Genomic DNA, 10,970 nt, shown 5'->3' with positions numbered 1-10,970 from the left:
TTCGTCCGGAAGGTCATGGTCTGCGCCATCGAGCGCGGCATCGACGGCCAGATCGAAAAGCTCGGCTCGGCCGCCCACCCGATCAACCAGGACGCTTCGATCAAGGCGCACAACCCCACCGGCAAGGTGCCGACCCTCGTTGCCGACGACGGTATGGCGATCTACGACAGCCGCGTCATCTGCGAGTTCCTGGATTCCATCGGCAGCGCGCCGGCCCTGTTCCCCGGCTCGGGCGCCGAGCGCTGGAAGGCGCTGGTGCTGCAATCGGCTGCCGACGAGATGCTCGATGCCGCCCTGCTCGCGCGCTACGAGACCGTGGCGCGGCCCGAGGCGCTGCGCTGGACCGACTGGCACAAGGGGCAGATCACCAAAATCCACACGACCGTGAAGGCCTATTCCGACGCGTGGATCGGCCATCTGGAAAGCCGTGTCGACATCGGCACGATCGCCGCCGGCGTCTCGCTCGGCTACCTCGACTTCCGCTTCCCCGACATCGGCTGGCGCGACGGCAACGCGCGGCTTGCCGCCTGGTACGAGGGCTTTGCCGCGCGGCCGTCCATGAAGGCGACGGTGCCGGTGGGATAGGGCTGTCTAGCTTGGTCCGTTCGGCGAATGTGGCGGCCACTCAGCGCGAGATGTCGTGTGCCGTGGATGTGGGCGGTTGCCATCCTGGGCACGCCATCCCTGCCTTCGGCTTGCTTCTCGGCTCTGCGCTCGAGACCGGCATTTCACTGTACCTGAGGATGCGGTCCGAGTTGAATGACCCCCGCGGGACACGACCCGCGGGCTATGCCTTCAAAAAAAGGTGCTTGTAGCCGAAGAGGGCGGTCGAGCCACCGGTATGCAGGAAGACGATGTCCTCACCGTCACCAAACGTGCCCTTGCGGATGGCAGCGATCATTCCCGCCATGGCCTTCCCGCTGTAGACCGGATCCAGGAGAATTCCTTCCGTTCGCGCCACCAGGGTCAGTGCGTCGACCATGCCCTGGGTCGGCAGGCCATAGCCGGGGCCGACATGGCCATCGTCGGCGAAGACATGTTCGCGCTTGACCACGCCACTGTGCCCCAGATGGTCGGCGGTGCGGCATGCGAGATCAAAGACGATCTCTTCCTGCTTCTGGCGCGGCTGACGGACCGAAACGCCGTAGACGGCAATGGGACTTCTCATGGCCGCAAAGCCGGCAACGAGGCCAGCCTGGGTGCCGGAACTGCCTGTCCCGTGGACGAGGCGCGTGACGTTGACCCCTATTTGGCTCGCCTGAGCCATCAGTTCCATCGCACAGGCCACATAGCCGAGCGCGCCGATCGGGTTCGAGCCACCACCGGGAATGACATAGGGCTTGGCGCCCTTTGCCCTGAAGTCTTCTGCCGCCGCCGCGCAAGCGGCCGCGACATCGCTGCCACCCGGGACATAGCTGCGTGTGGAGCCGAAGAGTTCATCGAGCAGCACGTTGCCGTTCTCTTCGTAATCCGTGTCGGTTTCCTGCACGCGACGTTCGAGGACGGCATGGCACTTCAAGCCGAACCGCGCGGCCGCGGCAGCGGTCATGCGCACGTGGTTCGACTGGACGGCTCCCGGCGTGATCAGCAGGTCGCACCCCTTCGCGAGCGCATCGGCCACGAGAAATTCGAGCTTGCGCGCCTTGTTGCCGCCCTGAGCCAGACCCGTGCAGTCGTCGCGCTTGATCCACAGGCGAGGACCACCGATCGCCGCTCGCAGCCGATCGAGCGGCTCCAGCGGGGTCGGCGCGTGCGACAGGCTGACACGGGGGAAAGATTGGAGGAGCATCGGGAGCCACCCTGTTGGAAATCCAGTCCGGCAAGGCTAGCCCCGCCACCTCGCCATTAGAAATTCCAATTGCACAAGGCTTATGCAGAAATTGCATGATCCTTGGGCAGGACCGTCATGGCCCGCCAGACATGTTCGACAACCGAGCGCTCGCGCTCGGCCCTTCGGTAGGCCCTGATCTCGACCGGGAGGTCGTACTCGCCGTGAGGCGCGCAAGCGGCCATCCGTCCTGTTGCGAGTTCGTAGGCGATGGCCGATCGCGGCAGCCAGGCGATCCCTTCCCCCGCGAGGGCCATACCCTTGAGGGCCTCGACCAGCGAGCTCTCGAAGGATGGACGCGCCCGTCGGGTGAGGTCCCAGCTCTCCAGCGCAGACCCCACGAGGCGACCCAGATAGGAATTGTTGGAATAGGCCAGGAGCGGGAAGGGCTCGTCGAGCGCCGCGTCGATCGCATGGCGTGGCAATCCGTCGTGGCGGACCGCCGAGACCGGGATGACCACATCGGCACCGATGTTGGCCGCCTCGAACCGCGGCATTCCGAACATCGAGGGAACCGTGCTGGTGTTGAAGGCCAGAACCAGGTCGCAGGCGCCTTCCATCAGAGCCTGGCCGCAGTCGTGGAGGTCAGCGGTCATCATCGTCACATTGAGTTCGCCCGCGCTGTCGGCCTGGCGCAGGGCCGCGATCCACGTCGGTGCGAAATGGATCGCGAGGGTATGGGTCGCGCAGATCCGGATGGTTCGGGCGTCCCGTTTGACGAGGCCACGGAACTCCGCCCGCTCCCGCTGCAGGACGCGAACCACGTCGAGGGCTGTCTGGTAGAAGGAATGGCCCGCCGGCGTCAGCGTGGTCGGAAAGCGTGACCGATCGATCAGGTCCGTGCCCAGCCAATGCTCGAGGGCACGAATGCGCCGGCTGAAGGCAGATTGGCTGATGTTGCGCTCCTCCGCCGACCGCGAAAAGTTGCCGCTCGAAGCGAGGCTGATGAAATCCTCCAGCCAACCGATCTCCATGACGTCCTCGCCGTTCTCCGGGTGAGGCGACGGCTCGCCGCCCGCTTCCGGTCATGCACATCGTGCATAACGTCTCGAAAATGAGCAATGGCAGGAACCGGGAGCCTGCCGCAAGCTTGCCGCGTCGGGATAACTGCCCCGTTGGTTTGACGGGCGTTCAGGTTCGCTGGGAGGAATGTGATGCGCCTTGTCAGAAATCTTGGTCTCATCGTCGGATTGGGTTGGGCCGCGCTCGCCCTGGCCAGCGACCCGGCGCTCGCCCAGCGTCGCGGCGGTACGCTGGTGCAGATCACGCAGCCCGAGCCGCCCTCCCTCGGCTCCTACATCTCGACGGCCAATCCCGTCGGGCAGGTCGCGTCAAAGATCTATGACGGTCTTCTCGAATATGATTTCGACCTGAAGCCGATCCCGAGCCTCGCCGAATCCTGGACGGTATCGGCCGACGGCAAGACGGTGACTTTCCGGCTGCGGTCTGGCGTGAAGTTCCACGACGGTCAGCCCATGACCAGCGCCGACGTGCAGTTCACGTTCATGGAGGTGCTGAAGAAGGTTCATCCCCGCGGGATCAATACCTTCGCCGAAGTCACGGCGATCGACACGCCTGACGCCCAGACCGTGGTGTTTCGCCTGAACCGCCCCGCGCCCTACATGATGGCGGCGCTGTCGGGCTATGAGTCGCCCATCCTGCCTAAACATGTCTTCAGCCAGGGTGATATCCGCACCCATCAGAACGCCAACAGGCCCATCGGCACGGGGCCGTTCAAGTTCGTCGAATGGCGTCGCGGCGAGTTCGTCCGCCTCGACCGCAATGCGGATTACTGGAAGCCGGGCCTGCCCTATCTCGACCGGATCGTGGTGCGCTTCATCGGCGACACCGGCACGCGGGCCGCGGCGCTCGAAAGGGGCGAGGCCCACATCGCCGGCTTCGGGGCCGTGCCCTACAACGACGTCAAGAAACTCGAGGCGCTTCCCAACATCCAGATCGTCACGCGGGGCTACGAAATGCTGTCCCCGGTGGTTGAACTGATGTTCAACACCCGCAGGGCGCCTTTCGACAACGCCAAGGTCCGGCAGGCGATCTCCTATGCCATCGACCGCAAGTTCGTGATCGACAATATCTGGTTCGGTTTCGGCAAGCCGACGAATGGTCCGATCAGCTCGAACTTCGCGCCGACCGGCCTCTACAGCGCCGATGTGACGAACTACAACGTGCCCGACGGTATCGAGCGCGCCAACCGGCTGCTCGATGAGGCCGGTTTCCCGCGCAGGGCCGACGGCGTCCGGTTCGAGATCACCCACGACATCACGCCCTACGGCGAGGAATGGCGGCGGTTCGGCGAGTATACCCAGCAGGCTCTCGCCCGCATCGGCATCAAGGCCAACCTGCGCTATGAGGATGTCGCGACCTGGTTGAAGCGCATCTACACCGATTACGACTACGAGGTTTCGTCCAACCATCTGTTCAACCTGGCGGACCCGGTCCTCGGGGTGCACAGGGCCTTCCATTCGCGCTTCATCCGGCCGGGCACCGTGTTCGTGAATGGTGTGCGCTGGAGCGATCCGCGGGCGGACGAACTGATGGACCGGGCAACGATCGAGCCCGATCCGAAGAAGCGGGCCGAACTCTATGCAGAGGTCCAGAGGATCGTCGTCGCGGCCGCGCCGCTGGCCTGGACCCATGAAATCAGCTTCGCCACCGTCCTCGACCGACGTTACCGCGACGTGATCGTGAGCCCGCTGGGTCTGTTCTCATCCTTCGACCGCGCCTGGCGCGAATAGCCACCACGATTGTGAAGGCGGCGCCTGACGAGGCGCCGCCGCAGCCGGGGGAGGGGCGACATGCGTGGAATGCGACTGGCCCGGTTCATCCTGACCCGGCTCCTTCAGGCGATACCGGTCGTTCTCGGCGTCGTCGTCCTGAACTTTCTGCTGCTGCAACTGGCGCCGGGCGATGCCGCCACGGTTCTCGCGGGCGAGGCCGGAGGGGCGCCGCCGGAATATGTCGAGCAACTGCGGGCCCGTTTCGGGCTCGACAAACCCGTGCTGGTCCAGCTCGGGCTCTACCTCAAGAACATCCTGTTGCTGGATCTGGGGTTCTCGTTTCGCAACAATGCCCCGGTGCTCGAGCTGATCCTTGGCCGCCTCTGGCCGACCTTGCTCCTCATGGGGGCGACGCTGATCATCTCCGTCGGCGGTGGCGTAATCCTCGGTGTGGTTGCCGCGCTCGGTGTGCGGACCTGGCGCGATCATCTGATCTCCATCGCTGCCGTCATCGCCTATGCCACGCCGCTCTTCTGGATCGGGCTCATGCTGATCCTGGTCTTCTCCATCCGCCTCAACTGGTTCCCGACTTCGGGCATGGAGGATGTCGTTGCCTTCAACGAAGGCTGGGCGCGCGTGGTCGACATTGCCCATCACCTGGTGTTGCCGACCATCACCCTGTCCCTGTTCTACCTTGCGCTCTACACGCGGCTGATGCGGGCCACCGTGCTTGAGCAGAGGGGCGCGGAATACGCGACGACGGCGCGGGCAAAGGGCCTGACGGAACGCGCGATCACCCTGCGCCACGTCTTGCGGAACGCCATGCTGCCGGTGGTCACGATGGCGGGTGTGCAGGTCGGCGCGCTTCTGGGCGGTTCCGTGGTCGTTGAGACCGTTTTCGCCTGGCCCGGCCTCGGCCAGCTCGCCTACCAGTCGCTTTTCGCCCGCGACTTCAACCTGCTCCTGGGGATCTTCTTCCTCTCCGCCTGCCTCGTCGTGATCGTCAACATCGTCGTCGACGTGATCTACGTCCTCCTCGATCCCCGGATCCGCGTCGGGGGGCAGTCATGATGTCCTCGTTCCGGATGCGCTTCCTCGGCAACCCGCGGGTCCTGTTGGGACTGATCTGGCTGACGCTCGTCGTGGTGGGCGCCCTGGCGGCGCCCCTGATTGCGCCGCTCGACCCCTTCGCGATTTCCGGCCGTCCTTTCGTGCGTCCGCTCGACGGTTTCGTGTTCGGGACGGATTCTCTCGGCCGAAGCGTATGGTCCGGTCTCGTCCACGGTGCCCGCACGACACTCCTCATCGCCGTCGTCGCGACCGTCGCGGCCGTCGCCTTCGGTGGGCTGCTCGGTGCCCTGTCGGGCTTCTATGCCGGGCGCGTCGACAACCTGCTGATGCGCCTCACCGAGTTTTTCCAGACGATCCCGTCCTTCATCTTCGCCATCCTGCTGGTCGCGGTTCTGTCTCCCTCGACCACGAGTGTCGTCGTGGCGATCGCGACGGTCAGTTGGCCGCCGATCGCCCGCATCGTGCGCGCCGAGGTCATGTCGCTGCGGTCACGCGAGTTCATCCAGGCCGCCATCACGCTGGGAGAGCGCGATGGCGTGATCCTCTTCCGGCAGATCCTTCCCAACGCCCTGTCGCCGCTGATCGTCACCGGTTCCCTCCTGGTTGCCACGGCCATCCTGACCGAATCCGCTCTTTCGTTTCTGGGTCTGGGGGCTCCCAACTTCATGAGCTGGGGCTTCATGATCGGGGCGGGCCGAAGCTTCCTGCGCGACTCCTGGTGGCTTGTCGCGATCCCCGGCATTGCCATCCTTCTGACGGTGCTGAGCATCAACCTGGTGGGTGAAGGCCTGAACGACGCCCTCAACCCGAGGCTGCGCACGCCATGACGGGATCCTCGTCTGAAGCACCGGCTGCCTGTGCCGCCGAACCCGTCCTGGAGATCCGTGACCTGTCCGTCGCCCTGCCGGCCTGGGCCGACCGGCCCCTGGCCGTGAAATCCTTGTCGCTGACGGTCGGTCGAGGGGAAACGCTCTGCGTCGTCGGCGAATCCGGCTCCGGGAAATCCGTGATGGCGCGGTCGATCCTCCGGATCCTGCCCGAGCCGCATCTGCGGATCGCCAGCGGCCAAATCCTGCTCGCCGGCGAGGATCTGGCCAGGGCCGATGCTCCTCGCATGCGCCAGATCCGCGGCGGGCAAATTGCCATGGTGTTCCAGGAACCCATGGTATCCCTCAATCCGCTGATGACCGTGGGACGTCAGATCGACGAGATCCTCGAGGTCCATACCGATTGGAGCAAGGCCGAGCGACGCCGGCGCGTCATCGCAACCTTCGACGACGTGCGGCTTCCCGATCCCACGTCCATTGTCGACGCCTACCCGCATGAGCTGTCGGGCGGCCAGCGCCAACGCGTGATGATCGCCATGAGCCTCGTGCTCGAGCCCAAACTCATCGTCGCCGATGAACCGACGACCGCGCTGGATGTCACCACCGAAGCCCAGGTCCTGACCCTGCTCAAGGATCTCCAGACGAGGCATGGCACGGCACTGATGTTCATCACCCACAATTTTGGCGTGGTGGCGGAGATCGCGGACCGCGTGGCCGTCATGCGGTTCGGCGAACTGGTGGAATACGGGTCCGTCGACGAGGTGATGAACAGGCCGCAGCATCCCTATACCAAGGCGCTGATCGACGCCGTGCCGAGCCTGGTGCCCCGCAAGCGCCCGGTTCCTGCAGCGGATATGCCTGCGGAGCCGATCCTGACCGTCCGCGGGCTCGAAAAGACCTTTGGTCGGCGAGGCGCCGGCCTGCCATGGCTGAAGCGGCTGCTCCCCGCCATGGGGCAGGGCCGGCGGGCCGCGGTGAAAGCTGTCGACAGGGTGGATCTCGACATCCGGCGCGGCAGTGCGGTTGCCCTCGTCGGGGAATCCGGGTCAGGCAAGTCCACTCTCGCCCGCTGTCTGATCGGCCTCGAGCAGGCCGACGCCGGTTCTGCTCTTGTCGGCGGAAACGAGATTGTCGGACTCAGCCGCAGTGCCTGGCGTCCGCTTCGATCCCGGATCCAGATGGTGTTTCAGGATCCCTTTGCCTCTCTCAATCCGCGTACGCGAGTCGGCGACATCATCGCCCGCGGTGCCATTCTCCAGGGCCAAAGCCCGGAGGCTGCGATGGCACAGGCACAGGAGCTGCTGGAACTGGTCGGGCTCGAGGCCAAGGCCGCCGAGCGCTACCCTCATGAGTTCTCAGGCGGGCAGCGGCAGCGGATCGGTATTGCCAGGGCACTGGCGGTCAAGCCGGATATCCTGATCGCTGACGAGCCGGTTTCGGCCCTTGACGTTTCGGTCCAGAAGCAGGTCCTCGACCTGCTCGACGACCTCAGGCGTCAGCTTGGCCTGACGATGCTCTTCATCACCCATGATCTGCGCGTTGCGGCCCATGTGTGTGAGGAGATCGTGGTGCTGAAGAGCGGAGCGATCGTCGAGCGGGGCATGACCGCGGAGATTTTCGCCGATCCCCGGCATGACTATACGCGCACGTTGCTGTCGTCGGTGCCCGGCCGGATCTGGCAGCAGACCAAGGCCGATGGTCGATAGGCGTTGCAATCGCGGCCTGTGAAGAGGTCGCAGCCGCAATCCGGATGCTGTTGTCCGGCGAAACCGGGACGGCTCAGCCGCCTGCGCAGAAGCGTTCTGCAAGCTGGAGCAGTCGATCGAACCAGCGATGGCTGTTCGCTCCCTCGCGAAGCAGATTCGGAGCTTCGATCGCGAGGGGAACAGCCGCCTGCGAGCGGGTTTGCAGCGAACCGTAGACGCCGACCTGGACCCTGATGCTCCGGTCCTCGCGTGAGAAGAGCCGGCGGACGGCGGCCAGATCGTAGATCGTCTCGTAGTCAACAGGATCGGTTGAGCCGTCCAGCACGATCCTCTCGATCACCCGCGAGCAACTCTCAGCGGTGACGACATTGCGGCCCGCGGGCATGCTGCCCGCCGCCGCAGTCCGGATGCTCGCGACGTTCGCCGCCGGCCGCTGCAGGTCTTGAGGTGCCGCGTTGGCGGAACCGCCGGTCCGCAGGCGCAGAAAGGCCTCGGCGAGCCCGCCGAGATCGGGACCGGCCGGCGCCACGCGGTGTGGCTGCGCCGCGGGGCTTGGAGCGGCCACCACCGGTGCCGACGGGGCGGCGCCCGTGCGGAGCATGCCGAGCGCCGCCAGCATTCCGTCACCGGCGGCTTGCAGCGCCGCCGCATCCGCCGTCGGCGCGGCGACGAGCAAAAGCCTGCTGCGGTCGCGGTCCTTCGCCGTGAGCCACCAGAGGTGGTAAGGTGGATCGAGTGTCGGGCAAACCGTGCCATAGATCGCGGCATATGCGTCCTGACCGGGCCGCTCCGCGAGCATTCTGCGAACCTGGCAGCCGCCGTTGAGTTCGCGTCCGAAAGCGTCGATCTGGATTTCGGCCGAGCTGGAGTCTTGAAAGTCCCACCACCGCAGAGTGAGGCGCGGGAGGCCCGGCGCCTCGCCAGAGAACGCCAGAGGATTGGACAGAGCTCTCAGCGTCAGGTTCGTGAAGGCCGGCGCGAGCAGCTCGCGCGTGTAGGCCAGAAGCGCGTCGCCGCCGGGGAGGGGGCCGAGAGGGGCGCGCAGCAGTGCCGCGCCGACATAGGGCCGGGCCAGGGTTTGCCCGAGGATCGCGGATTCCATCGGGTTGCGTGGAGCGGAAACTGGCGGCGGCGCGGCGGCCTGAGCCGTTCTCACACGATCGCGCTCGCCGACGGCCTCGGCATCGCCGGGCATCAGTCGCACCGCCTCGTCGAGGTCGGCGAGCGCGCGGGCCAGGTCGTTGCGGGCGGCGTGCACCCGGCCGCGCTCCAGCCGCGCCCAGCCACCGTCTTCCCTCGCAATGACCCGATCGAACGCCTGTAGCGCCTCGTCGTGCCGGCCGGCGTGGGCGAGCATCCGGGCCCTGTTGATCTGCGCGACGATGTAGGACGGGTCGAGCGCGACGGCACGCTCATATTCGGCACGCGCCCGGACGAAATCGCCGCTTCGCTCGTATGCCGCTCCACGGTTGTTGGTGGCGATGCCGTAGTTGTTCTGTTCGCTCGGGTTCGCCAGAACGGCGTCGCAGCCGGCGATCTGGCGCCCAACGTCGGAAGGGTCGGCACAGTCGGCGCGTAGCTGCGCATAGTGCGGCGGAGCGACGTAGGCCGGTGGTGTCTGGGCCACGGGCGGCGCTACCGGTCCTCCGGCGAGCGCCGCGGCCATGCGTCCGCCCAGGGCGAGCAGCGCGGGGCCGTTCTGCAGCGGCGCGAGCAGCACGAGCACTGCGGTGCGCTGGGTGCCTTGCGCAGCGTGAAAAAAGACCTGGATCTCCGGGCTCGTCCCTCCTGCGCAATTGATTGCGAAGCTCTGCCCGGTCCGCGTCGGCTGTCCCAACGGCCGGCTCACGCACAACCGGCCAGGCTGCTGCAGCCCACGCTGGAAATTGCTCGACGCCCAGTCCGGCGAGATCGACCGTTCCTCGATCCACATCAATCGGAAGGAAGGCAGCGTCCGGTCGGTCGTCGTGGCGAGGAACAGATTGGGCTGCCCCTGCGCCGGGGTGAGGGTCACGCCACCGAGGGCAGGGCTGAGCGCGCTGCGCGTGAAGTCGAGCAGGGGACACGGCGCGGAGGGCGACGTGCATCCCGGGGGAAACGGAGGGGGCTCGAACCTGTCTTGCGCAGCCGCCGAGGAGGCGAGGGCGGACAGAAGGGCGGCTGTGGCGATGCGCATGGGTGACGTTCCCTGTGGTCGTGTGGCGGCGGCGGCATCAGCCGCGCGCGGACAGCGGCTGCCGACCAAAGAATGCCTCCGCGAGCGTCATCGGCGCGTGCCGAGACCGTAGTCGGAAATCACGCCGCTGCGGTTGTTGCTGATCAGGGTGGAGCCGTTGGTGCTGATGAATCTGTTGCCGGCAGCCGGCTGAACGAGGATGCGTTGCTGGGGCGCGACGATGACGGGCGCCGTGTTGCGCGGCGCGACGTAGCCGGGCGCGCCCGGCATGCGGCGGGGATTGCTGTCCCAAGGGGCGCAGCCGGAAATCCAGACGTTCACATAGCCCCCGCAACCTGCCGCGCTCGACGGCGACGTGGTCATAGGGACGATCAACCCGGCGCAAAGTCCTGCCATCACGACTGCAGACTTCATCATACAACCTCCATTTGGGTAGCTCAGTGAGCCATAAGATCGACGGGCAGGCAAGGACCTGGACCCCGATGGCGTGCGGGCGCGCGACAACCCGCTTGCGGTTGAGTCCGGTTTGGAAGGCATGGCCCTGGGCTTCACCGGCGGGCATGCCAACCCCTCTCGCCAACCTTTGCCTCAGATGACCGGACCCCGCGCCGACGGTGAGCAATCCAG

The 10,970-nt window shown here is 66.2% G+C and carries 9 protein-coding genes; 5 read left to right on the top strand and 4 right to left on the bottom strand.

The window, feature by feature from the left end:
* The coding region (locus tag ACT6XY_RS14955; protein WP_444749122.1) for a glutathione S-transferase family protein at nucleotides 1-585 on the top strand (585 nt) is incomplete at its 5' end.
* 202 nt (nucleotides 586-787) lie between these two features.
* Here ACT6XY_RS14955 and ACT6XY_RS14950 read toward each other — a convergent pair.
* Nucleotides 788-1,789: a D-cysteine desulfhydrase gene (locus tag ACT6XY_RS14950; protein ID WP_444749121.1), complete on the bottom strand. Its 1,002-nt coding sequence runs from the start codon at nucleotides 1,787-1,789 to the stop codon at nucleotides 788-790.
* An 80-nt stretch (nucleotides 1,790-1,869) separates the two neighbouring features.
* A complete protein-coding gene (locus tag ACT6XY_RS14945; RefSeq protein WP_444749120.1) occupies nucleotides 1,870-2,802 on the bottom strand; it encodes a LysR substrate-binding domain-containing protein in 933 nt (310 codons plus the stop codon).
* Nucleotides 2,803-2,982: 180 nt separating this feature from the next.
* Between ACT6XY_RS14945 and ACT6XY_RS14940 the strand changes: the two genes are divergently transcribed.
* Genes ACT6XY_RS14940 through ACT6XY_RS14925 form a run of 4 tightly spaced genes read left to right on the top strand, consistent with a single transcriptional unit; the run spans nucleotide 2,983 to nucleotide 8,167 of the window.
* The gene (locus ACT6XY_RS14940; protein WP_444749119.1) at nucleotides 2,983-4,581 is read left to right on the top strand and encodes an ABC transporter substrate-binding protein; all 1,599 of its coding nucleotides are present in this window, start codon (nucleotides 2,983-2,985) and stop codon (nucleotides 4,579-4,581) included.
* Between the two features lie 60 nt (nucleotides 4,582-4,641).
* The gene (locus ACT6XY_RS14935) at nucleotides 4,642-5,634 is read left to right on the top strand and encodes an ABC transporter permease (protein ID WP_444749118.1); all 993 of its coding nucleotides are present in this window, start codon (nucleotides 4,642-4,644) and stop codon (nucleotides 5,632-5,634) included.
* Nucleotides 5,634-6,461 carry an ABC transporter permease gene (locus ACT6XY_RS14930; RefSeq protein WP_444749123.1) on the top strand — a complete coding sequence of 276 codons (828 nt, stop codon included), beginning with the start codon at nucleotides 5,634-5,636 and terminating at the stop codon, nucleotides 6,459-6,461. Before ACT6XY_RS14935 ends, ACT6XY_RS14930 begins: the two co-directional genes overlap by 1 nt.
* Nucleotides 6,458-8,167, top strand: a complete 1,710-nt coding sequence (locus tag ACT6XY_RS14925) for an ABC transporter ATP-binding protein (protein WP_444749117.1) — start codon at nucleotides 6,458-6,460, stop codon at nucleotides 8,165-8,167. Before ACT6XY_RS14930 ends, ACT6XY_RS14925 begins: the two co-directional genes overlap by 4 nt.
* Before the next feature lie 73 nt (nucleotides 8,168-8,240).
* Here ACT6XY_RS14925 and ACT6XY_RS14920 read toward each other — a convergent pair whose 3' ends face one another.
* A complete protein-coding gene (locus tag ACT6XY_RS14920; RefSeq protein WP_444749116.1) occupies nucleotides 8,241-10,343 on the bottom strand; it encodes a tetratricopeptide repeat protein in 2,103 nt (700 codons plus the stop codon).
* Between the two features lie 87 nt (nucleotides 10,344-10,430).
* Complete coding sequence (locus tag ACT6XY_RS14915) at nucleotides 10,431-10,760, bottom strand: hypothetical protein (protein ID WP_444749115.1); 330 nt, start codon at nucleotides 10,758-10,760, stop codon at nucleotides 10,431-10,433.
* Nucleotides 10,761-10,970: the final 210 nt, after the last annotated feature.

It is taken from the genome of Phreatobacter sp. (genome assembly GCF_052440005.1).
Lineage (GTDB): Bacteria > Pseudomonadota > Alphaproteobacteria > Rhizobiales > Phreatobacteraceae > Phreatobacter.
Note: the sequence above shows the minus strand (reverse complement) of the source record. Positions and strands in the feature narration are given on the sequence as shown.

Bases quoted from the DNA above. Each gene is read 5' to 3' on its own strand.
- ACT6XY_RS14940 (WP_444749119.1), top strand. From the start codon at position 2,983: ATGCGCCTTGTCAGAAATCTTGGTCTCATCGTCGGATTGGGTTGGGCC.
- ACT6XY_RS14915 (WP_444749115.1), bottom strand. From the start codon at position 10,760: ATGATGAAGTCTGCAGTCGTGATGGCAGGACTTTGCGCCGGGTTGATC.
- ACT6XY_RS14920 (WP_444749116.1), bottom strand. From the start codon at position 10,343: ATGCGCATCGCCACAGCCGCCCTTCTGTCCGCCCTCGCCTCCTCGGCG.
- ACT6XY_RS14930 (WP_444749123.1), top strand. From the start codon at position 5,634: ATGTCCTCGTTCCGGATGCGCTTCCTCGGCAACCCGCGGGTCCTGTTG.
- ACT6XY_RS14950 (WP_444749121.1), bottom strand. From the start codon at position 1,789: ATGCTCCTCCAATCTTTCCCCCGTGTCAGCCTGTCGCACGCGCCGACC.
- ACT6XY_RS14925 (WP_444749117.1), top strand. From the start codon at position 6,458: ATGACGGGATCCTCGTCTGAAGCACCGGCTGCCTGTGCCGCCGAACCC.
- ACT6XY_RS14935 (WP_444749118.1), top strand. From the start codon at position 4,642: ATGCGTGGAATGCGACTGGCCCGGTTCATCCTGACCCGGCTCCTTCAG.
- ACT6XY_RS14945 (WP_444749120.1), bottom strand. From the start codon at position 2,802: ATGGAGATCGGTTGGCTGGAGGATTTCATCAGCCTCGCTTCGAGCGGC.